20 protein-coding genes are annotated in these 24,159 nt (G+C 60.4%); 9 read left to right on the top strand and 11 right to left on the bottom strand.

What is annotated here, in order from left to right; all coding sequences use genetic code 11:
* Nucleotides 1–121: 121 nt before the first annotated feature.
* The 4 genes from ACFSDX_RS14780 to ACFSDX_RS14795 all read right to left on the bottom strand — a co-directional run bounded on the left by ACFSDX_RS14780 (nt 122) and on the right by ACFSDX_RS14795 (nt 2,799).
* Entirely contained in the window at nt 122–919 is a 798-nt protein-coding gene (locus ACFSDX_RS14780; RefSeq protein ID WP_382314840.1) for an alpha/beta fold hydrolase, read from the bottom strand.
* 4 nt (nt 920–923) lie between these two features.
* Complete coding sequence (locus ACFSDX_RS14785; RefSeq protein ID WP_382314842.1) at nt 924–1,559, bottom strand: anthranilate synthase component II; 636 nt, start codon at nt 1,557–1,559, stop codon at nt 924–926.
* Between the two features lie 156 nt (nt 1,560–1,715).
* Entirely contained in the window at nt 1,716–2,237 is a 522-nt protein-coding gene (locus ACFSDX_RS14790) for a CvpA family protein (protein WP_382314844.1), read from the bottom strand.
* Nucleotides 2,238–2,334: 97 nt separating this feature from the next.
* Nucleotides 2,335–2,799 carry a GatB/YqeY domain-containing protein gene (locus tag ACFSDX_RS14795; RefSeq protein WP_382314846.1) on the bottom strand — a complete coding sequence of 155 codons (465 nt, stop codon included), beginning with the start codon at nt 2,797–2,799 and terminating at the stop codon, nt 2,335–2,337.
* A gap of 216 nt (nt 2,800–3,015) precedes the next feature.
* Here ACFSDX_RS14795 and ACFSDX_RS14800 point away from each other — a divergent pair, with 216 nt between their 5' ends.
* Nucleotides 3,016–3,738, top strand: a complete 723-nt coding sequence (locus tag ACFSDX_RS14800) for a pyridoxine 5'-phosphate synthase (protein WP_382314848.1) — start codon at nt 3,016–3,018, stop codon at nt 3,736–3,738.
* A gap of 347 nt (nt 3,739–4,085) precedes the next feature.
* Entirely contained in the window at nt 4,086–5,117 is a 1,032-nt protein-coding gene (locus ACFSDX_RS14805) for a hypothetical protein (protein ID WP_382314850.1), read from the top strand.
* An 82-nt stretch (nt 5,118–5,199) separates the two neighbouring features.
* Here ACFSDX_RS14805 and ACFSDX_RS14810 read toward each other — a convergent pair whose 3' ends face one another.
* The 4 genes from ACFSDX_RS14810 to ACFSDX_RS14825 form a co-directional block, all read right to left on the bottom strand.
* Nucleotides 5,200–5,577: a hypothetical protein gene (locus tag ACFSDX_RS14810; RefSeq protein ID WP_382314852.1), complete on the bottom strand. Its 378-nt coding sequence runs from the start codon at nt 5,575–5,577 to the stop codon at nt 5,200–5,202.
* A gap of 117 nt (nt 5,578–5,694) precedes the next feature.
* Entirely contained in the window at nt 5,695–6,252 is a 558-nt protein-coding gene (locus ACFSDX_RS14815) for a hypothetical protein (protein ID WP_382314854.1), read from the bottom strand.
* Nucleotides 6,253–6,322: 70 nt separating this feature from the next.
* Nucleotides 6,323–7,714, bottom strand: coding sequence for an OmpA family protein (locus tag ACFSDX_RS14820; protein WP_382314856.1), 1,392 nt, complete (start codon nt 7,712–7,714; stop codon nt 6,323–6,325).
* 458 nt (nt 7,715–8,172) lie between these two features.
* Nucleotides 8,173–9,744, bottom strand: coding sequence for a DHA2 family efflux MFS transporter permease subunit (locus tag ACFSDX_RS14825; protein WP_382314858.1), 1,572 nt, complete (start codon nt 9,742–9,744; stop codon nt 8,173–8,175).
* Nucleotides 9,745–9,943: 199 nt separating this feature from the next.
* On the opposite strand from ACFSDX_RS14825, the gene ACFSDX_RS14830 reads away from it, so the two are divergent.
* On the top strand, nt 9,944–10,183 hold the full coding sequence (locus tag ACFSDX_RS14830) for a four helix bundle protein (RefSeq protein WP_382315473.1): 240 nt from the start codon (nt 9,944–9,946) through the stop codon (nt 10,181–10,183).
* 72 nt (nt 10,184–10,255) lie between these two features.
* Here ACFSDX_RS14830 and ACFSDX_RS14835 read toward each other — a convergent pair whose 3' ends face one another.
* From ACFSDX_RS14835 to ACFSDX_RS14845, 3 genes are all read right to left on the bottom strand, one after another.
* Nucleotides 10,256–11,383, bottom strand: a complete 1,128-nt coding sequence (locus ACFSDX_RS14835) for an HlyD family secretion protein (protein WP_382314860.1) — start codon at nt 11,381–11,383, stop codon at nt 10,256–10,258.
* Between the two features lie 88 nt (nt 11,384–11,471).
* Nucleotides 11,472–11,861, bottom strand: coding sequence for a universal stress protein (locus ACFSDX_RS14840; RefSeq protein ID WP_382314862.1), 390 nt, complete (start codon nt 11,859–11,861; stop codon nt 11,472–11,474).
* Nucleotides 11,862–11,968: 107 nt separating this feature from the next.
* On the bottom strand, nt 11,969–13,336 hold the full coding sequence (locus tag ACFSDX_RS14845; RefSeq protein WP_382314864.1) for a TolC family protein: 1,368 nt from the start codon (nt 13,334–13,336) through the stop codon (nt 11,969–11,971).
* A gap of 200 nt (nt 13,337–13,536) precedes the next feature.
* Between ACFSDX_RS14845 and ACFSDX_RS14850 the strand changes: the two genes are divergently transcribed.
* From ACFSDX_RS14850 to ACFSDX_RS14875, 6 genes are all read left to right on the top strand, one after another.
* Nucleotides 13,537–15,702 (top strand): sigma 54-interacting transcriptional regulator, encoded by a 2,166-nt coding sequence (locus ACFSDX_RS14850; protein WP_382314866.1) that lies wholly within the window; start codon nt 13,537–13,539, stop codon nt 15,700–15,702.
* Between the two features lie 290 nt (nt 15,703–15,992).
* Nucleotides 15,993–18,701, top strand: a complete 2,709-nt coding sequence (locus tag ACFSDX_RS14855) for a T9SS type A sorting domain-containing protein (protein WP_382314868.1) — start codon at nt 15,993–15,995, stop codon at nt 18,699–18,701.
* A gap of 121 nt (nt 18,702–18,822) precedes the next feature.
* Nucleotides 18,823–19,530 (top strand): hypothetical protein, encoded by a 708-nt coding sequence (locus ACFSDX_RS14860; RefSeq protein WP_382314870.1) that lies wholly within the window; start codon nt 18,823–18,825, stop codon nt 19,528–19,530.
* A 60-nt stretch (nt 19,531–19,590) separates the two neighbouring features.
* Nucleotides 19,591–20,796, top strand: coding sequence for a PQQ-dependent sugar dehydrogenase (locus ACFSDX_RS14865; protein ID WP_382314872.1), 1,206 nt, complete (start codon nt 19,591–19,593; stop codon nt 20,794–20,796).
* Between the two features lie 206 nt (nt 20,797–21,002).
* Complete coding sequence (radA, locus tag ACFSDX_RS14870; RefSeq protein WP_382314874.1) at nt 21,003–22,403, top strand: DNA repair protein RadA; 1,401 nt, start codon at nt 21,003–21,005, stop codon at nt 22,401–22,403.
* Nucleotides 22,404–22,589: 186 nt separating this feature from the next.
* On the top strand, nt 22,590–24,158 hold the full coding sequence (locus ACFSDX_RS14875) for a TlpA family protein disulfide reductase (protein WP_382314876.1): 1,569 nt from the start codon (nt 22,590–22,592) through the stop codon (nt 24,156–24,158).
* The last annotated feature ends 1 nt before the right edge of the window (nt 24,159 follow it).

Here is a 24,159-nt window from a genome sequence, read left to right on the forward strand (position 1 = left end):
GAAACGTCCTAGGTAGAAAGGAAAGTCCTTCTCCGAGAATAGGACTGCATTACCTAGGGAAAGGTTGCCACTAAATGGCAAAAACCAGGCCGGTACTCGGTGAGCCAGCGCTTTGGCAGGCCTAAACCGCCGCGGCAGTTGCCCAAGCCGAAGGCGCTGATACTGAGCGGCCGAGAAACTGTCCCAGACATCGGTTGAACGCCAGGGGCCGCTCCATCATGGGAGCGTGGCCGCAGTGGTCGAGAAACCGGAGCGTGGCCTGCGGCAGCAGCCGGGCAAAGTCATGGGCCACGAGGGGCGGCGTGATGGTATCGTTCAGGCCCCAGACCAGCAGCACGGGCACCGCCACGCGGTGCAGCTCACGGGCCAAGTTGTGGCGCTGCGCCGAGCGCGCAATGCTAATCATGCGCAGGCACTTGGCGTTGGAGTTGGTGACAGCGAACACCTCATCAACCAGCTCGGCGGTGGCTACGGCGGGGTCATAAAAGGTGTAGCCCACCCGCTCGCGCACAAAATTGTAGTCGCCGCGCTTCGGAAACGAGCCGCCCATGCCATCCTCAAACAGGCCACTGCTGCCCGTGAGTATCAGCTGGCTCACGCGGCCGGGGTTGTGCAGGGTGTACACCAGCGCGATGTGGCCCCCTAGGGAATTGCCGAGCACGGTGAAGGTGGGCGGCAGCGCCATCTTTTCCACAAAGTTTTCCACATAGGCCTGCAAGCCCGGCACGGTGGCTTGCAGCAGCGGCATCTCGTACACGGGCAGCACCGGAATGATGACCCGGTAGCGCGGCGAGAACTCCTCCACCACCTCTTGCCAGTTGCTGAGCGCACCAAACAAGCCGTGCAGTAGCAGCAACACCGGCCCCTGGCCTTCGTCGACGTACTCGAACCCGTGCTGATGCTGGCGGCGTAGCTCCACGTGCTTACTGACTACTGAGTGATGAATGCTGGCTGGCCTCTTGGGGAGAAGCGCGCAACGCAATGTTACAACAGCGCGCCCAATTGCGCAGCCACGCCAAGCCATACGTGGTAAGCAGCGCCTCCGGGTGAAACTGCACCCCGTAGAGCGGCAACGTGACGTGGCGCAGGGCCATCAGCTCGCGGTCGGCATCGGCCGTCACGGCCAGCGGGCGCAGGCTCGGGGGCAAGGTACTGGCATCGAGAGCCAGGGAATGGTAGCGCGTAACGGGCTGCCGCCTAGGCAAGCCCGTCAGCCACGGGTCATCGCCGAGCAGCTCGATGTCGGAAACCTTGCCGTGCATAGGCCGCGCCGCCCGCCGCAGCCGAGCCCCGAAAAACTCGCCTAGGGCCTGCTGCCCCAGGCACACGCCCAGCATGGGCAGGCGCCGGTGGTACTCCGCAATGACGGCCAGCAGCGAGCCCGCCGCCGCCGGCGCGCCGGGCCCCGGCGACAGCACAATGCCCGCAAACTGCAGCTGCCGCAGCTCGGCCAGGGGCACGTCGTTGCGCCGCACCAGCACCTCGATGCCCAACTGATAGAGGTAGTCGGCCAGAGTGTAGGTGAAGGAATCGAAGTTATCGAGCAGCAGAATTTTCATTTAACATTTATCGATTAGCATTTAACCCTTTGCTAATCAAAAGTATAACCATCATAGCTGTTGAATGCTGATTGTTAACCAATTATCAATCTGCATCTCATCACTTAAAAAATTAACTGCCAAGCTGTTAGATACTAATTGATAAATGTTAAATGATTACATGGCCGCCTTGAGTCTTGCCAGCAGGTTGTGGGCAAAGGGTAGCGCGTAGCCCGTAAGCTGCAAGGCTAGTGGGGTGGCCTTTTGTACCCAGGGCAGCACCACCGAGCCCGCCGTAAGGCTAGGGGCCAGCAGGTGCACGCCCGCCAGCGCGGTGCCGTGCAGCAGCAGACTCAGGCCAAGCAGCCACTTGAGGCCACCGGCCGCGCCGCCCAGCAGGTTGTCGAGCACACCTAGGGGCGTGAGGTGCACCGCCGATTTCACGAGCCCACCCAGCAAGTGCACGCCCCACATAATACCCACCAGCACCAGCAAAAACGACACCAGCGGCAGCAGCCCAAACAGCTCACCCAGGTAAGAGCGCACCACCGGCACGGCCGCGCTCAGCAGGCTTAGCCCGCCCACCACGCCCAGCACAAAGGCCAGCAGCGACACGGCCTCCAGCACGAGCCCGCGCCGGAAGCCCTTCACGGTGCCCACGGCCAGGGGGAGCAGGAGCAGGAGGTCGAGCGGCGTCATTTTTATAAAGAGTGAAGGAGGGAGTTGGTGAATGAGTGAATGAAAATGTTATTCTCTTCTCATTTACTCATTCGCCAACTCCCTCCTTCACTCATTGCTAGAAGTCAGTGTTATTCAGCAGCATATTCACCACGTCCGAGATGCGCTTGCCGTCGGCTTTGCCGCTAAGCTCGCGGGCGGCCACGCCCATTACTTTGCCTAGGTCGGAAGGACCCTTGGCGCCCACGCGCTGAATGATGCCCACCAGCGTCGCGACCAGGTCACCTTCTGACATCTGCTGCGGCAAAAACTCTTCGATGATTTCCAGCTCGGCCAGCTCGGTTTCTTCGAGGTCGGAGCGGAACTGCTCCTTGTAGGTCGCGGCCGACTCGCGGCGCTGCTTGGCGGCTTTGTTGAGCAGCTTCATTTCCTGGTCAGCGCTGAGGCCGGTGGCGCTGGCGCCTTCGGCCGTTTCGGCCAGCAAAATCTGCGACTTAATGGAGCGTAGCGCCGTGAGGCGCACTTTGTCTTTGGCCAGCATGGCTTGTTTGATGCCGGCGTCGATGGTGTCTTTTAGAGCCATTTCAGGAGAGTGGGGAATGGAAATTAAGGTACGAAGGCGCCTAGGTGGCCCAACCTGATGGGGCCCGGCCCGGTTTCACAATAAACCAGCACCACGGCGGTACCTGCCGCCCAGCGGCCAGGCAAATGTACCTTGCGCCGCCTGCACCCCCACCGCCCACCCTAGCCAGCCCGCGCAGCGGGCGCATCTGCGAAATCCGTTAAATCCGTTAAATCTGTGGTCAAGCTAAGCGTTAACATCAACAAAATTGCCACCCTGCGCAATGCCCGCGGGCAGCACGCCCGCCCCGACTTGCTGCAAGCCGCCCGCGACATTGAGCGCTTTGGGGCCGAAGGCATCACGGTGCACCCGCGCCCCGACGAGCGCCACATTCGCTACCAGGACGTGCGCGACCTCAAAGCTGTCGTCACGACCGAGCTGAATGTGGAAGGCAACCCTACCCCCGATTTTCTGGCCCTGTGCCGCGAAGTGCGCCCCGAGCAGGTAACGCTGGTGCCCGACGCGCCCGACGCCATCACGTCCAACGCCGGCTGGGATGTTGTTAAGCAGCAGGATTTCCTGCGTGAGGTAGTGGCTGAGCTCAAAAGCCACGGCGCCCGCGTCAGCATCTTCCTCGACCCCGACCCGGCCCTTATAGCCGCCGCCGCCAGCACCGGCGCCGACCGCATCGAGCTCTACACCGAAGCTTATGCCCACCACTACCCCCATGACCGCGCCGCCGCCGTGCTCCCCTACCGCGCCACCGCTCAAGCGGCCGTAGCCGCCGGCCTGGGCCTGAACGCCGGCCACGACCTGGACCTGGAAAACCTGGCCTACCTGGCTCAGAAACTACCTGGCTTACAAGAGGTTAGCATCGGGCACGCTCTCGTAGCCGATGCGCTTTACCTAGGGCTGGAAAATACGGTGCAGCTGTATAAGCGCCAGCTTAAGCAAGGGTAGCGGCGGGGTCACCTAGGCGGTAAGGTTTGAGCCGCAGCCCCGCGGGTTCGGGTGGAGCTGCGGCACACGCCCTTGGCCGGCTTGCCGGGCCCACGGTACTGGCACTAAAGCCGCCCTGGCACCTAGTACACCGCCTAGGTCAGGAAAAGCTACGCGGGCCCGGCCAGCCCCGCCGGGCCCGCCAAGTCATAGCACAGCGGTTGGCCGCCTCACCTCTGTGAAGCTGAGCAACCTAGCTAATCCTAGCTCATCATGCGGCCCAAACAAAGCGGCGCATCAGTAGCATCCCGCTCACTAGTAGCTCTATATTTGCCCGTTCTTCCTCTCTACAGCAGCTTATTTACTCAGTGTTTTCTACCATTAAGCCACGTGCTACACTAGCTGCTTTGGCGCTAGTGGCCGCGCTGGCCGCCTGCAATACCCGCCCCGGTCAAAGCGAAACTGCGACCAGCCAATCGGCTACTGCCGCTACCGATTCTGCCCGGGCCCCCGCCACTCGCAACGACACCCTCCAGCTCCGGCGCCTCGCCTTGCAGCGCGACTCGCTCAAGGCGGATAGCATTGTTCGCAAAAGCGGGCAGTTGCCGGGCGCCCTGCTGCCAGGCCACCGCATTGTGGCGTTTTACGGCAACATCCGGTCGAAGGGCATGGGCATTCTGGGCCGCGAGCCCAAGGCGCAGATGATGCGCAAGTTTGACCAGGTGCTGAAGGAGTGGCAGGCCGCTGACCCGAGCCTGCCCGTGATGCCGGCGCTGCACAGCGTCACCATCACGGCCCAAAGCGCAGCCGGCGGCGATGGCAAATACCGCCTCATGAACTCGGCGGCCACCATCGCCGAAACCCGCGCCTGGGCCAAGGAAAAAAACGCCCTGCTGTTTATGGACGTGCAAGTGGGCCTCAGCGACCTGCCGCACGAGTTGCCCAAGCTCAAGGAGTACCTCAAGGACCCCACCATCCACCTAGGCATCGACCCCGAGTTTGCGATGGTGACCAAGAAGGTGCGCCCCGGCAAAAAAATCGGTACCTACGATGCCAAAGACATCAATTACGCCATCGGTTTTCTGGCCAACATTGTGAGCGAAAACCATTTGCCGCCCAAGATTTTGATGGTGCACCGCTTCACCAAAGGCATGGTCACTAATTACCAGGACATTAAACTCGACCCGCGGGTGCAAGTGATAATGGACATGGATGGCTGGGGCGACCCCGTACTGAAAAAGGACTCCTACAAAGCCTACATTCAGAAGCAGCCCGTGCAATACGCCGGCTTCAAGCTCTTCTACGAGTACGACATCAAGCGCAAGCCCTACCACCTGATGACCCCCAAAGAGGTGCTCACCGAACTGAATCCCGTGCCGCTCTACATCCAGTATCAGTAAACGGGCGCTGCGCTCACCACAAAAAAAGGCCTCCCTAAGCAGGGAGGCCTTTTTTGATAACCACTTGATAACTAATTTACAACTAAGCCAATAAATCGTTTTGCGCGCGCAGCACTTCGCGGGCAATTGCCAGGTTGGTATCGCGCGAGTTCACCACCAGGTAAATGAATTTCTTGCTATCGGCCACCAGCTTGATGAGGTGCAGTTGGTTGGTGAGCGAAATGAGAATATCGTCGATGGTTTCGCCCTGCAGCTTGAGGGCGGCCATGGCTTTCAGCTTCTGCTTCACTACTTCGGTGTTGTAGGCAGCTGCCGTTTCGGGGTTGATACCCGAATTGGAGTGCGAGGCCAGGCTCATGCCCGAGCTGATGTCCACGATGGCCACGGCCAGCAGGCCGGGCAGGTCGTTGATAATGTTTTGAACGGCTTGGCCGGCGGGAGTTGAGGCAGAATATGCCATAGGAATGGTAAGTAAAAAAATGAAAGGAAAGAATTGAAAACGTAAGCGATATATAATTATCAATCAAGGTATTTCAGATGTAGCCAGGCTCGCCGGGCGGCCCAGCCGGCCCCTAGGCTAAGCGGCTATGTTACGCAGCACCGTGCGGGCCAGGGCCGGGTTGATGTCCTGGGTGCGCACGGCCAGGTACAGCAGCCAGTTTTGGGCCGGCAGCACGCGCAGCAGGTGCAGCTGCCGCTGGAGGGTAATCAGGATGTCTTCCAGCAGCTCTTCGGGCCCCAGCTGCAGGGCTTCGATAGCTAGGCGGGTCTGCTGCACCATGGCGGCGTTGGCGGCAGCTACTTCCACTGCGCCGCCGCTGTGCCCGGCCCATTGCCCCGCCAGAATGCGCCCGCTGGCACCATCCACAATGGCCACCGTCATAAAATCGGGTAGCTCCTCCACCACGCGGCGCACCACGGCCTCGGCCTGCGCCCGCGTTTCGCTGCTGATAACCGGCTCGGCCGGGGCCACGACCACGGCTGGAACCGGGGCTTTGACCAAAGTTTCGGCCACGGGCTCGGCCGCCGCCTCACTGGTAGGGGCGGCAGGCGCTTCTGGCGCTGGCGCAGCCGGTGCAGCGCTGGCTTCGGCCTGGCTGCGCTTTAGAAAGGGTAGATTAGAAAAAAGCCCCATAGCATAGCTAGCGGCCACTGGCTACCCTAGGGTGCACCAGCAGCGTTTTATATAAATAGAAAAATTTCTTTTACAAACGACTCATTTTCAAGCTTATGCCTTGCAGCATGGCTTGCCTCTCGGGCGAGTCTTTATCGGTTGGCAGCTCGGTTGAAAGCATGCCTTGCGCCTGCAGGCGGGTGGCATCAACCCCCTGCTTCACTAGCTCATCAACGGCCACTGTGGCCCGCTGCAGCCCTAGGCGCATGGCCTGGGCTTCCTGGTTATTGGCGTGGCCCACTACCACTAGGTGCGCCTTCGGGAAGGTTTTAAGGATGCTGGCCACGCTGCCCAGCTGCTGCGCCCCTTCGGCGCCAAGGCGGGCCTGGCCCAGGTCAAACGCCAGGCGGTCGAGCACAATGTCAGTGGGCCGGGGCAAATTAGTTTTTGATAACCGCTTGTAAAGCAGACTTTCGGTAGAGTTGATGCCCACCGTCAAGGTTGCCCGGTTGATGAGCTTCACGATGAGGGGCTGGCCTTCGCCCTTGCTGTAGCGCCCTAGGGCCACGTTGAACTTCCCGCCTATCTGGCGGGCCAGCGCGGCGTTGCCCACGGTATCGCGCAGCACTGCCCCGAGCACCGCCGGGCGGGCGGCCACAGCGGCCGGCGCCGCTGCCGTGGGGGTCACGACCGGGGCGGGCACCGCCGGCATAGTCACGGTTTCGGAGGTGGGCGCGGGTTCGCTCGCGGATGCGGGTGCAGGTGCGGATTCGCTCGCGGGTGGGGTGGGCGCTGCCTCGGCGGCGGCTACCTCACCCGCGGCTATCCCCTGCTGCGTAGCGTTGGCAGGCGTGCCCAGCAGAAAGTAGCCGCCCGCTACCGCCACCAGCGCCAGCGTGCCTACTGCCGATAGCACCTTCATTTTTTTGCCGCCGCGGGCCGCGGGGGCCGCGGCTGGCGGCGAGTGGCGGGGCGCCGCGCCGCCAGTCTTAGGCGCCGGGGGCAGTTGGCTTTTTTCGGCGGCCATTAGCATGGCCTGCTCGCTCAGCCACCCACTGAGGGCAGCGGGCTCCAGGTCGGCTTCGTGGGCGTGCTCGCCCACGGCGGCCAGCGTCATGATGGTCAGGAAGCCGAGCAGCGTAACGGCCTGGGCGGGCTGGGCCGTCGATTCAGTGAGGGTTGCCACCTGCGTGGCTCCCAGCACCTTTTGGGCGAGGTAGCGGCGGCGGTCGGGCCACCCAATATCAGTGCGCAGCAGCTCCTCCTTATCGGTAAGCAAGCGGCTTAGAAACAGCTGGCGGCACATATCCCACCGCGCATCGGCCTCGCCGGCATCGATGGGCACGGCCAGCTGGCGCACCAGTGCCGGCAGCACCACCCGGCGGTAGGCCTCAGCCGCGGGCCGGGGCATGGCCGAGGCCTGCGCCAACTGCGCTAGCAAGTCATCGCTTAAATACTGATTAACAATGCTATCTAATCGCATATACCTCAAAAGGCTAGAACGTAACTTATGCTTGCTGTAATCGGCTACTGGGCGCTGCTTTAGTCCTTCTAACGCCGTAAGTGCGATGATGTACTTTATAGAACTCCTTCTTGGTACCAGGCCGCTATACCTGTGGCAGCGCTAACAATTTCTCGGCAGCGGTTGCTCTTTATTCTTATTCCCTGCCACCAACGCGTGTATCAGCAATTGCTTTGTAAATAGAGCCTTGCTATCTAAAGTACAAATTTATACGCTGCAATATAAAGAAGCTAGTGTTTTGCAGCAAACAAGGCCCAGGAAACGCTGAACCACCACAAAATGACGCTGACTGGCCCCAAAAGCTATTTATAAGTTTGAGCAAACAAAAATCCCTCAGGCTGCACCAGCGGCAGCCTGAGGGATTTAATATTATCTAATACTTTTAAAGTACCATTAGCGAAAAAGCTAACGGCGAACTATTAGTGCGCTGCGTTGAGGTCGATGGCTTCGCCGGGCTTGGCCCGCTTCACGAGCAAAATGAGGGGTAGGCAGGCCAGGAAGAATATGCCCAGCGAGGTGAACACCTGCGAATACGTGATGAGCGATACTTGCTTCATCAGCACGCCTTCGAGCGCAGCGTAGGCCTGCTGCGTGGCCTGGTTGAGGGGGTAGCCCTTGGCCAGGAAGCCCTGCGTGAAGGCTTGGATGCGCTGGGTCGTTTCGGGGTTATAGAGCGAGATGTTGGGCAGCAGCGCCACACGGTTGGCCTGGAGGCTACGCTCGAGGTACGTGCCCACAATGGCCACCCCAAATGAGCCGCCGAGCTGGCGAATCATGCCGGTGAGGCCAGCGGCCTGGCCGGCATCTTTGCCCGCCAAACCGGCCAGGCTCATGGTAGTGATGGGCAGGAAAATGAGACCTAGGCCCACGCCCCGCACCATAAGCGGCCAGAAAAAGTCGCTTTCGCCGGCGGTGGGCGAAATCTTGGCCGCCATCCAGAACGTGAAGGCGAAGAAGATGGTGAAACCCACCGGAATCATGTATTTCTGGGGTACGCCGGCTTGCAGCGCCTTGCCGATGATGGGCATCATGAAGCCTGAGGCCAGCGCGCCCGGCAGCAAGATGTAGCCCGTTTGGGCGGCCGTGAAGCCTAGGATGCGCTGGGTGAAAATGGGAAACACGAACACCGAGGAAAACAGCCCGAAGCCCAGCACGAACGACAGAAACGCGCCCACCGCCAGGTTGCGGCTCTTGCCCAGCACGCGCAAGTCCACGATAGGCTTTTCGGCCGCCAGCTCGCGCCAGATGAAGCCAATGACACCCACCGCTGCCAGCACCGTGAACGTGATGATATAGGCGCTGTCGAACCAATCTTCGGTTTCGCCCTGCTCCAGCACCAGCTGCAGCGAACCCACGCCCAAAATCAGCAAGAAAATGCCGAGCCAGTCGATTTCGCGCAGGGGACGGGGAATGGCGTTTTTGATGCGCTCAGGGTCGCGGATGAACAAGGCCGTGAACAAGGCGGCCAGGATGCCCACCGGCACGTTCACGTAAAAAATCCAGGGCCAGTCGTAGTTGTCCACAATGTAGCCGCCCAGCGTGGGGCCGATGGTGGGGCCGATAATGACGCCCATACCGAATAGCGCCTGCCCTAGGGGCAGCTGCTTGGGCGGAAACGTATCAATCAGGATAGCTTGCGAGGTCGCCATCAGGGCGCCGCCGCCCACGCCCTGGATGAAGCGGAAGGCCACCAGTTCCCACAGGTTGGTGCTTTGGCCGCAGGCCATGGAGGCCAGGGTAAAGAGCACCACCGAGAAGAAAAAGTAGTTTTTGCGCCCAAACTGCTCGGCTAGAAAGCCCGTCATCGGGATTACAATCACGTTGGCAATACCATAGCTCGCCACCACCCAGCTCACTTCCTGCTGCGTGGCCGAGAGGTTGCCCATCATCTGGGTCAGGGCCACGTTCACGATGCTGGTATCAATGAGCTCGAGCAACACGCAGAGAACCACCGTGACCACGATAATCCACTTTTTAAATCCGGTTTCCATTAGGTGAATGGGTGAATGAGTGAAGGAGTGAAGTAGCTTAGTGGCCTCTTACTCAGACCTCAGTATAATAATAATGGACAATAAAGAGGCTTTTGCGGAAGCTTTTCGGACGCGTACTAAAGTCGCCTCGCTACGCATCATCCGCTTATAGCAGCAATTACCTCGCACGGATGAGGCCATCATTATTGGCAAACAACTTCTGCGGTCGGCTACCTCTGTGGCATCCAATTACCGGGCGGCCTGCCGAGGCCGTTCGGGCGCAGAGTGGTATGCCAAAATGTGTATCTGCGTGGAGGAAGCTGATGAAACACAGTTCTGGCTGGAACTGCTGGGCGATGCTGAAATCTTCCCCAAGTCAAAACTCGCTAGCTTAGAGCAGGAATATTTGGAAATAGTATCCGTACTAGCCACCGCCCGAAAGTCCTACAAAGGTCAATGAGTGAATGAGTGAGTTGGTGAATGAGTGATTCTAATCAATTCAATTCACCAACTCACTCATTCACCAACTCACTCAATGAACAGCGATAACCGCGTTCACGCTCATGCCGGCGCGCAGGGGATGCTGGGCATCCTCCTTGTCGAGCACGATTTTGACGGGTACGCGCTGGGTCACTTTCACGAAGTTGCCACTGGCATTGTCGGGGGGCAGCAAGGCAAAGCGGGCGCCCGTGGCGGCCGACAGCGACTCGATGTGGCCCTCAAACTCCTCGTTGGGGTAGGCGTCTACTTCAAGCTTGGCTTTCTGGCCCACTTTCATGTCCTCGAGCTGTGTCTCTTTGAAGTTGGCAATTACCCAGGTTTGGCCGCTGCTCACGAGGCCAATGAGCTGCTGGCCGGGGCCTACTACCTGGCCGGGCTGCACGTTTTTCTTGCTCACCACGCCGTTGGCGGGCGCCACGAGCGCAGTGTAGCTGAGTTGGAGCTTGGCATTGTCTAGGTCCGATTGACGCTGCTTTACCACGGCCTGGGCCACGGCAATTTGCTGCTGAGCTTGGGCTACCTGCTGCTGAGCGGCCACCACCTGCTGGCGAGCTACGCTAACCTGGTCTTGGGCGGTGCTTTGCTGGGCGGTAGTCGATTTCAGGTTGGCGGCCACGGCATCGTACTCGCTCTGCGGAATGATGTCCTGGTTGCGCAGCTTGGTGCTGCGGGCCAGGTCCTGCTGTAAGCGGGTGCGGTTGGCGGCGCTCACGCCGATGGTAGTTTGAGCGGTGCGCACGTTGGCCTGAGCGGTGCCTACCCCGGCCTGGGCAGTGCTCACGCCAGCGCGGGCGGCCACTACCTGGGCCTGGGCGGCCACGAGGGCAGCCTCCATGGCATTTACGCGCTGCTGGTAGTCCGACTTGTCGATGGTCACGAGCGTATCGCCCTTCTTCACAACCTGGTTATCATTGACATAGACTTTGGTAACCGGGCCACCCACGCGGGGAATAATCGGGTACACGTCGCCTTCTACCGATGCATCATCGGTGCTTTCGTGGGCCTTGGCATACTGTAGGCGCGTCCAGCCGTAGTAGGCGCCAGCCAGCAGCACGATGGCCAAAATAATATATACCAGCGGGTTGCGCTTTTTGGGTTCTTCGAGCGGCTCGGCCACGGCAGTGGGCGGAACGTCTTGGATGGTGGATGGAGTAGCCATTGGTTATCGAGGTATTGCTGGTTGGTAATTGCAAAAAGGAACTGCTAGCGGGACCTAGGAAAAGCAGTCAACAAGTAATTTCTAAAAATTATTCTCGGACGAGCATGGTGGGGCACGGGGCGGTGCGCACCACCACTTCGGCCGTGTTGCCCATGAGGAAGCGGCTGAGGCCCGTTTGGCCGTGCGCGCCAATCACGATGAGGTCAGCGTGCTGGCGGCGGGCTTCGGCCACTATCTCGGGGGCGGCCTCGCCACGCAGCGTATTCGTGCTCACGCGGCTCGCGCCGGCCGCCTCGGCCGCCGCCCGGTGGGCGCTCAGCTCGGCCTCTACCCCAGCCGCGGCTGGGGTGGCGGGCTCCTGCACGTAGAGCAGCCGCAGCTCAGCCCCGGTGCCCACGGCTAGGGCGGCGGCATACGCCACCAGCGCCGTGGAGGCGGCCGAGAAGTCGAGCGGGCAGAGGATGGTGGTGAGGGTCATTATGGTGGTGAGATGGTGACCTAGTGAGATGGTGAGCTGAGTTATTTACTATGAAAACCAGTGAACAAAAACTCACTATTTCACCGCCTCACTATTTCACTACTGCATTATTGCCAAATCTGCTCGCCGGTGGCGCGGCGCAGCTGGTACTGCCCTAGGGTGTAGTTGTACATGGCTTGGGCGCGCGCCAGGCGGGCCTGGGCCAGCTGGGTTTCGGCGTCGAGCACGTCAAGGTTCTGGCCTACGCCGTAGCGGTAGCGGCCCTGGGCGCGGTTGAGGGCGTCGGTGGCCTGGTTCACTTGCTGAAGGGCGTTGTCGTAGCGGGCCTGGCTGAATTCCATGTTATTGGCGGCCTGGCGCACGTCGGCCCGAATCTGCTCCTGCGTGTCCTGAGTCTTGGACTGGGCGGCGCGGTAGTTGGCGGCGGCCTCCACGCGCTGCTTGCGGTTTTTGCCGCCGTCATAAATTGGCACCGACAACTGGGCCACGCCCACGGTGTTGAACCGGATGTCAGTAATGGCCACGTTGGGCAGGATGTAGCCGTTTTTACCACCGGCCTGCACGCCCACGCCCAGCACCGGCAGGTTGCTGCGGGCAATAAGCTTGGCTTGCAGCTCGGCAGTTTGCTCGGCGTCTTTCGATAGCTTCGCTTCAGGGCGGTTTTCGGCGGCTTTGGTCAGCTCCGCTTCCAGGTTCACCGGCTGCGGGTTGTATTCAAGGCGGCCCTTCACGGGCACGTCGGCCTGGGCAGGCTTGTGCAGCAGGCGAGCCAGCTGCACCTGCTGGTTGCGCAGCTGGTTTTGCAGGTCGAGCTTGGTGTTCTGGGCCTGCGTGATGCGCACGTCGGTGGTCGTCACGTCAAACTTGGTGCTCACGCCGGCGTCCACACGCTTCTGCATATCGTTGCGGTGCGCCACCAGCGAGGCTATCTGCTGGTCCTGCACCCGAATGCTTTCGCGCATAAACAGGATGTTAAAGTACACCTGCGCAGCGCTGAAGGCCAGGTCGCGGCGGGCCACGATGATGTTATCCTGCGCCGTTTGCACCTGCGAGCGCGACAAGTTGGTCGTGGCATCGCGCTTGCCAAAGTCCAGCAACTCATACTGCGCCGTGATGTGGGCATCGAAGTTGTTGTTGGGCACAAACGAAAGCACGTCATTGCCGAAGGCCACCTTCGACACGGGGTCGAGGCGGGTGTACACGGCCGAGCCCGTAATCTGAGGCAGGTAGCCAGCCTGCGTCTGGGTCAGGCGGCTGCCCGCCGCATTGGCCAACTCGGTGAGGTTGGTGATGCCGGGGTTGGAGTCGAGCACGGCCTGCACGGTGCCACCTAGGTTCAAAGAATCGCTAACCAGCCCAATGGACTGCGAAGCGGCTGGCAAGCCGGGCTGGTTCTGGGCCAGCGCGGGCTGCGTCAGCAGCGCGCCGGCCAGCGTCAGTCCCGCAAAGCCGGCCAATTTATATCGTGATAACATAAGCCCAATGGCGTAGTAGTGTACCAGCTGCTTACCGAATCTTATGCCAATTGGTTATCGTGCAGTTTACCTAATATAATCTGTTAAACAACAGCTTATTAAATCTTACTGAGCTTACTAAATTACCTCTTAAAACAATGCTTACAAAACAGGGTTTCCTTAAATAATAGGAATCACCCGGTATTTAACCCATTGCTGCGATGCCCACGCCCACTACCGACGACTTGTTGCTGCTGCACCTCAATGAGGCCATCGCCACCATCCGCGACAAGGAGGAATTATTCCAAATAATTGCGCGCAAGCTGCGCCTGATTTTCCCGTTTGAGATGATGGGCATCAGCATCTTCGACGAGCAGTTGCTCAATAAGCGGCTATTTTTCAAGGATTACACGACCATTAATCCGCCCGACCCGCCGCCGGCAAACATCACCATCTTTACGCCCATCGCGGGCTCACCGGTAGAACTGCTGCTCGAAAACCCGCGCATCCAGCACATCGAACTGCGCGAATCCGTGAAGCAGTACGCGGCGTTTGAGCCTTTTCAGCGGCTCATCCGCCTAGGGCTGCGCTATATGACCATGGTGCCCATGTGGCTGAACGGCCACCTCACAGGCTACCTCATCCTGGCCACGGTGCGGCCCCCCACCTACGCGGCCGCTGACGAGCAGCTGCTCGAGAAAATCACGTCGCTGATAGCCGTGGCTGTCCGCAACTCACTTGATTTTGAAGAAGTTGCCCGCCGCGAGCAGCAGCGCACGCTCCAGCTCAACATCACCAACGCCTTGCTCAGCATCAAGCAGCGCGAGCCGTTGTTCAGGGCCATTGCCGACGAGCTCGGGCGGGTAGTGCCCTTCGATTATTTCGGCATTCGGGTGCAGCGGGCGGGGCAGCGCGATGGCTTCGAGGGCTTCGCCGAGTTTGCCCGGCCCAACGACCAGCTAAGCGGCGAATTGGTGGCCCTCGACCCCAATCGCCACCAGGGCCAGCACAAAGAAGACATCGCCAACATGTACCGGCAAGTGGGCGGCCTGCTGCAGGGCCCAGGCCTGTACGCCGCCGACGATTTTCGGCAGCTGGCCGTGCGCTACCCGGCCATGCGCTACGCCTACGATGAGCACCACGTGCGGGCCATGCTGATTGTACCCATCTGGCAGCGCCCCGACGGGGCCGCCGTGCTGCTGCTGGCCTCGCCCAGCCCCACCGGCTTCACGCCCGACAGCCTGGCCACCGTGCAGGCGCTGGTGCCCCAGATAGCCCTGGCCCTCGAAAACCTGTTTGCCTTCGAGCAGATTGAGGAGCTCAAAGCGCAGGTGGAGCAGGAACGCACCTATTTGATAGACGAAATCAACACCGACCGGCCCACCGCCGATGGCCTCATCGGCACCAGCCCGGCCTTGCAGCAAGTGCGCCAGCGCATTACGCAGGTGGCGGGCACCGATGCCACGGTGCTCATCACGGGCGAAACCGGCACCGGCAAGGAAGTAGTGGCCCGCGCCCTGCACCACGCCTCGCCGCGCCACGGCCGGGCGCTGGTCAAAATCAACTGCGCTGCCCTACCAGCCCAGCTCATGGAGAGCGAGCTGTTTGGGCACGAAAAAGGCGCGTTTACCGGCGCCGTGGAGCGGCGCATCGGCAAGTTTGAGCTGGCCGACGGCGGTACCATCTTCCTCGACGAAGTGGGTGAGTTGCCCCTCGACCTGCAAGCCAAGCTGCTGCGCGTGCTGCAAGAACGAGAATTTGAGCGCCTAGGGGGCAACCGCGTGCTGCACACCGATGCCCGCGTGCTGGCCGCCACCAACCGCGTGCTCGAAGATGAGGTGCGCGCCGGGCGCTTCCGGGCCGATCTCTACTACCGGCTCAACGTGTTTCCGATTCAGCTGGCGCCCCTGCGCGAGCGGCCGCAGGACATTACGCCGCTGGTGCAGCACTACCTAGGTAGCCTCAGCAAGCGCTTGGCGCGGCCAGCCCGGCCCATTCGGCCCGCCGACATGGCCGCCCTGCTGGCCTACCCCTGGCCCGGCAACATCCGGGAGCTGGAGCACGTGCTGGAGCAGGCCATCATCGTGAGCCAGGGCGCCTGGCTGGAATTTGGGGGCTTCGCGGCGGCCGGGCGGCTCCTGGCGCTGCCCGCCGCTTCGGCCAGCGCCGAGGCGCCGGCGCCAGTGCCCCAGGCCGAAGCGGCGGCCAGCGGACCCATCAAAACGCTGCGCGAGCAGGAGCGCGACCACATTCTGGCAGCCCTGCGCCACACTGGCGGGCGCGTGAGCGGTACCCAGGGCGCGGCCATGCTGCTCGACATAAACCCCAAAACGCTGGAAGCCCGCATGAAAAAGCTCGGCATCCGGCGCACAGTAGTAGCAGCATAGGCGGATACTACCCATCCTTCAATAAATACAAATTAGTAAAAATCAAAAACTGCTGACAGCAAACTTAATTAGAGGTATATAAATGCTTCTAATTAGGTGAGTATGATTGACTAGCCACTTTGATAGCCGAAGTTAAAATATAACTTAACATCCATTATGCGACCCGTGAGTAGTATTTATATAAGATAAATAGTAGGTTTGTATTCTGTTTAGCCAGTGGTTAATTATCCCATGCGGCCAGTTAACCACTGGCTTAGAGGAGAGATACAGGTATCATTTATTTTATAAGTATGAAAAAAGTACTATTTTTTTCCTCGTTATTACTATCAGCTTGCACCGCTGTAAGTGCCCAGAGCATCGCGGGCACCGTCTTCGAGGACGTTAACTATGGCGGCGGCGCGGGCCGTAGCATGCAGACTGCTAATGCGGTGCTGGCAGGCTCGGCCGTAGCGTTGAGCGCACCCGCAACTGTAGAGCTGTATAATGGCAATAACTCTGCTTATCTAAGAAGCACTACTACCAATACCACTGGCAATTATAGCTTTACTGGCCTGGCGAATAACACGAATTACATCGTGCGGGTGGTAAACAACACGGTGCGCTCGACGCGCCCGGGCACGGTTGCCGGGCTGCTGCCCGTGCAAACTTTTGTGGTGAGCAACGGCGTCGGGGACGTGAACCGGGTGGGTGGTGAAGCGCCCGACCGAGCAGATGTGGGAACCAACACTACTGCCAAAATAAGCGCCATCATAGCCCAAAGCCAGGCCCGCGTAATGACTGCGGGTGCCGTGACGGGGGTAGACTTTGGCTTCAACTTCGACGTTATCACCAACGACAATGATAGTGGCCAGGGCTCGCTGCGGCAGTTCCTGCTGAATGCTAACGCCCTGACTGGCAATGCTGCCTTGCGGCAGGTAGGCCAGGCACCGCGCCGCGAAACATCGCTCTTCATGATTTCGGACGGGCTGGCTCACCCGGGGCTGCGGGTCGGCCTCGTTAAGCAGCTGACGGGCGCTACGAATAGTACCCTGGCCCTGCTGAACCTGTCGGCAGTGCTGGCCACCGTCACGGATGCGGCCACGGTGCTCGACGGCACCACCCAGACTGAGAACGTGGGCAACACGAATACGGCCCTGCTCGGCACGGGTGGCGCGGTGGGCACCAGCGACCTAGCCCTAGACAAAATAAACGGCCCCGAGGTAGAGCTGTCGATGCCCAGAAACACCGCCACAACCGCGGTAATGCTTACCCTCAGCGGCGACTCGTCGGCTGTTCGGGGCCTGGCAGCGCACGGCTCGTACACGAACGTGCAGCTTGGTGGCAAAGGGTTTCTTCTGGAGGGCAACACCCTAGGTATCAACGCCACTGCGGTAGCCATCCCTAGCACCACGGCTACGGGCAACACCATTTTAGTGCTGTCTGCACCGACCGGAACGGTGCGCAACAACCTGATTGGCTACGCTGGCAATTCGGGCCTGAACTACTCGGCCGGCGCGGGCACGACCGGGGTTGCTATCCTTGATAACGAGTTTTTGCAGAACGGCCAGTTGGTGGCGGGGGGCGACAACATTACGGTGGGCGACAACGGGGTGTCGGGGCCGCTTCTCATTGAAGGCAACTTGATTGCGCTGGGCAACAGCAGCGGTATTCAGCTCGAAATCGGCAGCGTGAGCGATAACATTATCCGCAACAACACGATTACGGCCAACGGCACCAGCGGCTTCGCCACCCGGCTCGAAGGCTCGGGCATTCACTACCTGGCGCGCACCAACTCGGTCAATAGCACCAACACCGACCTGATTACGCTCAACGTCATTGCCAAAAACCAGTCGTCGGGCGTGGTCATCAACTACGGGCAGAAAAAAGTGCGCGTTAGCCAAAACTCTATTTATGAGAATGGCAACGGTACCACCGGCGGCCAGGGCCTGCTGTCCATCGACTTTACGGGCCCTAATGGCTACGTTGGCGGTGATGTCAACTACGGCCAGGGCGACGGCGTGACGGCCAACGATGGCTTGCTCAACATCCTAGGCACCCTGCTAACTTCTATTCCGCCCTACCGGCAGGGCGACGGCGGCATCGACTACCCCATCATCACCAGCATCACCAAGCTACCCGGCACCAATACGATTCAGGTAAAAGGCTACGTGGGCACGCTATTGAGCCTCGGCAAATTTGCGGGCGCTACGGTCGAGATATACAGCGCCAACAATGCCGACACCAACCAGGATGGCCCTACCTTCCTGGGTGATGCCCTGACGGTAGCGCACGGCGAAGCCCAGTATTACATCGGCTCCGTAACGGTTGGGGCCACCGGCAATTTTGATGGCCTCATCACCAACCCGGCGCACGCCATCAGCGTGGGCGATAATATTACGGCCACCGCCTACCTGCCCGAGTTTGGCACCTCAGAATGCGGCATCAACAAGGTTAGCACCTTTGCCGTAGTCCCCCTGCCCGTGGTGCTCACCAGCTTTTCGGCCGTGGCCCGCGGGGCGGATGCCGCGCTCAGCTGGGCCACCGCATCGGAAGCCAACAACGCGTATTTCTCGGTAGAGCGCTCGTTCGATGGCCAGCAGTTTGCCAGCATCGGCCGGGTAGCGGGGCAGGGCAGCACCACCGCCACCCACACCTACTCCTTCCTTGATGCGCAGCCGCTGCCCGCCGGCGGCACCAGCTATTATCGCCTGCGCCAGGTAGATACAGATGGCACGGGCACCTACTCCCCGGTGCGCACTGTCGCGCTGGCCGGGCCAGCCGCCAGCCCAGCGCTCTACCCCTCGCCGGCCACCACGGCCACCGTCACCCTCGACCTGACTACCGTGCCGCTGGGCGACTACACCGTGACGCTCCACGACCTCGCGGGCCGGCAGCTGCGTAGCTTGGTAATGCCCGGCGGGCAAGCACACCCGCTGGTGCTCGACCAGCCGGCCGGCGTGTACCTGCTCACGGTGCGGGGCCTCGGCAAGACATTTACCCAGCGCGTGGTGAAGGAATAAACCTTTGGCTTTTTCCTAAAAAAAGGCTCGTTAAAAACCGTTGTACTTCACTGCGTGACCGCCAGATGAGCATGACGGTTTTTAACGAGCCTTTTAATTTAGGAACGAGTCTTTTATCTAAATGTCCTTCGTGCGTTCGTTACTACTATCCCTACTAACTGGCGGCGCACTGCTCGGGGGCGCTAGCCGAGCAGCGGCCCAAACCGCCGAGCCCCGCAACCTAGCCACCGATACCCTGCAGCCGGCCAATGCGGCCTACTACCGGCCAGTTAGCCGGTTGGGCACCGTAGGCGGCCAGCAGCTGCACGTGTTCATCACCAACGTGAGCGAGCGCGGCACGGGCATCGAATTTACCTGGCGCAATCCGCTGGCCATGCCCCGCCCCAAGCCGGTTTTCATTACCAGCGAGCAGTTGCAATGGGTCCGCCTCGATGGCCACTATTACGAGCCCGTGCGGGTGGCCAAGGCAGCCGCCCACGGCCTGGCCCTGCGCCTGGCCACCGGCCCCAGAGTCGAAGTATTCGACGTGGCCACGCCCAAGAAGGGCGTGCCCATTCCACTGCCGGTGCCCGGCGGGGGCGGCGGGCTGCTGTGGACGGGTGCCTTCAGCGCTAAATACAACCACGCCTGGTACTTGCGCCGCCCCGGCGAAAAGACGATGGCGCCGGTACCCGACGGCAAGCAGTTTGCCCCCTTTCTGGCTGATTACCTAGCCGATGCGCCCGACCTGGCGGCGGCCATTCGGGCGGGGGCCGCGGGCCACCGCTACGAAGATGTGCCAGCGCTGCTGAGCACCTATAACCAGCTGACGCCCGCGGGCACCCACTAGCCCTGGCGCAACCCTACCGGTTTAATAGCAGTTGAACGGCCAGCTAATCAACCCACTGCTATGTCCCTCCTACTCCGCCTGCTACCCGCGGCCCTGTTCACCATCGGCACGGCCGCCGCCCAAAACGTGCCGCCGCCCGCCACGCCCTTCCAAATGACGGGCAACATCTACCTACCCAACAAGCTGCCCGCTACCGACGCCCGCGTGGCCGCCCTCAAGGTGCCCGCCGGCTTCACCATCACCAAGTTTGCCGAAGGCCTCGACATGCCCCGCATGCTGGCCGTGATGCCCAACGGCGACCTCTACGTGAGCAACCGTGTGAAGGGCACCATCACGTTGGTGCGCGATGCCAACCACGACGGCAAGGCCGAAGTAATGCGCCAGGTAGCCCAAAAGCCGCACCTGCACGGCGTAGCCCTGCAAGGCAACAAGCTTTACATCAGCGCTATCCGGGAGGTGTACGTGGCCGAGGTGCAGCCCGACGGCAACCTAGGCGCGCTCAAGGAGCTGTACCACGACCTGCCCGACGCCGGCCAGCACGCTAACCGCACGCTGCGCTTCGGGCCCGACGGCAAGCTCTACCTCTCGGTGGGCAGCACCTGCAATGCCTGCGACGAGGACAATCCCGAGAATGCCACCCTCATCCAACTCAATACCGATGGCTCGGGCCGCCAGGTGGTGGCCCACGGCCTGCGCAATACCATCGGCTTCGACTGGCACCCCGCCACCAAAGAGCTGTTTGGCATGGACCACGGCATCGACTGGCTCGGCGACGAGACCCAGCAGGAGGAGCTCAACCAGATAAAGCCCGGCGCCGGCTACGGCTGGCCCTCCATCATCGCCGACGGCCAGCACTACCCCGCCAACAAGCCCAAAAGCGGCGAAAGCTACGAGGCCTTCGACGCCAAAAACCAGCGCCCACTGTTACTCTACAAAGCCCACTCGGCGCCCCTAGGGCTGGTATTTAACAAAGCCACGCAGTTCCCGAAGGAATACCAGAACGATGCCTTCGTGACCATGCACGGCTCCTGGAACCGGGCCCAGCCCAGCGGCTACAAGCTGGTGCGCGTGCATTTCAACGCTCAGGGCCAGCCCGAAAAGTTTGAGGACTTCATCACCGGCTTTTTGGTCGATAACGACAAGTCGGAATTTGGCCGCCCCTGCGGCCTGGTGCAGGCCCCCGACGGCTCGCTGCTGATGGGCGACGACGACAACGGCGTGATTTATCGCGTGGCCTACACGGGCGGCGGGAAGAAGAAAGGCTAGCACCTTCTGCTAGCTAGCTTTAGAAAGCAAAAATGAGTTAGGCTGACCCTAGGGCGGCATCTTGGCTACTGCGTGCTTTGCACAGGCATTTGCCCGGATACCGCCCTAGGGCCAGCCTAACTCATTTTTAGAGAACCAAGACGCTATTGCTTCAGCGCAACTTTTTCGCTGTTTTCAGCCTTATCCTTGCGAATAATTTTAGCAAAATGGCCAAAGCAAGAACCGTTTATTTCTGCCAGAGCTGCGGCGCGCAGTCGGCCAAGTGGATAGGGCGCTGCCCCTCGTGCGGCGAGTGGAACACCTACGTGGAAGAAGTAATCCAGAAGGAAACTGTCGCCACCACCACCGGCCAGTGGAAACCCGCCAGCACCGTGCCCGGCGGCAACACGACCAAAGCCGCCAAGTCGCGCCCCCTGGCCGACATCCGGCATGAGGAAGAACCCCGCATCATCACGCCCGACGCCGAGCTGAACCGGGTGCTCGGCGGCGGCCTCGTGCCGGGTTCCATCGTACTCATCGGCGGCGAGCCGGGCATTGGCAAAAGCACGCTCATGCTTCAGATTACGCTGATGATGAAGCAGCTGCGCATTCTGTACGTGAGTGGTGAGGAAAGCGAGGCCCAAATAAAAATGCGCGCCGAGCGCCTGGCCGACGGCCAGCACCCCGGCTGCTACATTCTGACGGAGACGAACACCCAGAACATTTTCCGGCAGATTGACCAGGTCGAGCCCAACCTACTCGTCATCGATTCCATCCAGACCATGCACTCGACGCTGGTGGAAAGCGGCGCGGGCTCTGTGAGCCAGGTGCGGGAGTGCACCGCCGAGTTTCTAAAATTTGCCAAGGAGACTGGTACGCCAGTGCTACTCATCGGCCACATCACGAAGGACGGCAGCATCGCGGGCCCCAAAATTCTGGAGCACATGGTCGATACCGTGCTCCAGTTTGAGGGCGACCGCCACCTGAGCTACCGCATCTTGCGCACCATCAAAAACCGCTTCGGCTCTACCTCAGAGCTAGGTATTTACGAGATGCAAGGCACCGGCTTGCGGCAGGTGAGTAACCCGTCCGAAATCCTGCTTTCGCAGCGGGCCGAAAGCCTGAGCGGCATGGCCATCGGGGCCACGCTGGAGGGCAACCGCCCGCTGCTGGTGGAGGTGCAGGCCCTCGTGACGCCCGCCACCTACGGCACGCCGCAGCGCTCGGCTACGGGCTTCGATGCCAAGCGCCTGCAAATGCTGCTGGCCGTGCTGGAGAAGCGCGCCGGCCTGCGCCTAGGGCAGCACGACGTGTTCCTGAACATTGCGGGCGGCCTGCGCCTTGACGACCCCGCCCTTGATGCGGCCGTGTGCGCCGCGGTGGTTTCTTCGCTCAATGATTTGCCAATTCCGGGCGATGTGTGCCTGGCTGCCGAGGTTGGTCTGAGCGGCGAGATGCGCGCTGTGCCCCGCCTTGACCAACGCCTCGCGGAAGCCGAAAAATTGGGTTTTAAGGAGATGTATGTGTCACAATTCAATGGCCGTAACCTAGGCGAACATTCCGGCACAAACATGCGTGTGCAGGCCGTGGGCCGTTTAGATGAAGTTTTGAATGGCCTTTTTGGGTAAGATAGCGGACTGGGTTGCGCTTTTTTTGCGCAACCCAGTCTAGTATTATTCGTAGCGCTTGTAGTTAAGTGGCCGCCATCCGCTATCTTCGAACCGGAAATTGACTTTTCCCGCGAAATCGGTTTGCTAACTACATTATTCTTTTAGGGGGTTGGTCAACTTTGACGCCGGCCTAATTAGCGCGCTATGAACCTAAAATTTATCTCTATTTTTACGTGGGCTACGGGGTTGGTTCTGGCCTGCGGCGCCACCTCGGCAGCCCAGGCCCCGGTCCCGGCTGGCAAAGCTATTATTATCGGACACATCAGCAATCCGGTACAGGATACCGTCGCGGTATCCATCCGCGACAACCCTTTTGACGCTAAAGAGCGCATCAGCTTCGCCCGCGTCGATGAAAAAGGAGATTTTAAGCTGATAGTATCCGTAACTACTTCTACTAAAGCAGATTTAGTGTACGGCGATGATGTTGCTGACCTGTACTTAGACCCCGGCACCGACCTCGATGTGCATTTTAAAGGGTCTGATATGGCGAGCACGGTGAAGTTTAAGCCCAACGATGTACCCACCGGCTTTGGCACCAAGCTCCGCAACGGCGGCAACCTAACCGATGAGCAGCGCCACCGCCAGCAGATGGCCAACGCCAATACCTACCTCGCCGAATTTGATGACCAGTTCGTGTCCAACGACGGTTTTCAGGTGCTCCCCGACAACGTTCAGCTTTACGAAGCGCCCTTTATTTCCTTTATCGAATACCGCCTCAAACACGAGCAAAACTTCCTGGAAGACCGCGCTGCCAAGCAGGGCTTTACCATTGAATTTTATAACTATGCCAAGGCGGAGATAACTTATTCGAATGCCAACGACCGCCTGACCTTTCAGGACCTGCGCGAGCAGGTGGTGAGCACCGAAGGGCGCCTGACCATGACGCCTACTTACTACGACTTCCTGCGCAATCCCCTGCTCTATAATGACCCCACGGCGGGCCAGAACGAGCAGTTTCAGGAGTTTCTCTTAAACTTTGTGCACCACACGGCCGCCCAGCAAAAGCACCTGCGCACCGACCCCGATTTTTATCCTTTCTGCTACGCGCTGGCCAGCAAGCGCTTTCAGGGCGTGCCCAAGCTGATTACCCTAGGGCGCATTTTGCAGGAGTCGTTTCGCTTTGGGCACATCCGGCAGTCGGAAGCCATGCTGGCTGACTTCCGCAACCTCGATACCAAGCACCGGTTTTTGTCCACGCTGGAAACCGACTTCAACAGCCACCGGGCCTTGGCCATTGGGGCGCCGGCCCCGGACTTCCGCCTCGTAACGGCCAAGGGCGACACCACCAGCCTGAGCAGTTTTCAGGGTAAGCTCGTGTACCTCAACTTTTGGAAAACAACTAACGGCCTGTGTCTACGCGACTTGGCCTATGCCCAGGACCTAGCCAAGCGCTTTGAGGGCAAGAACATCGTCTTCGTAAACGTGGCCCTCGACGATGCGGAGCTACCCTGGAAGCAGCTCGTGATGGTGAAGAAGCTGCCCGGCGTGCACATGCGGGCGGCGGGCGGCTACACCTCGGCCACGGCCCGGGCCTACAGCTTGCAGGAAGTGCCTACCTACCTGCTCATTGGCGAAGACGGCACCATCCTCAATCCCAAACCCAAGCGCATGAGCAGCCGGGCGGCCGTGGATGAAATCAATCAGTCGTTTGGCAAAGCCAGTACTTACAGCGCGGCCATTACGCAGTTGGGCAGCGCGGGGGGGCTCAAGTAAG

This window comes from Hymenobacter bucti (assembly GCF_042681145.1).
In the GTDB taxonomy this organism is placed as follows: Bacteria; Bacteroidota; Bacteroidia; order Cytophagales; family Hymenobacteraceae; genus Hymenobacter; species Hymenobacter bucti.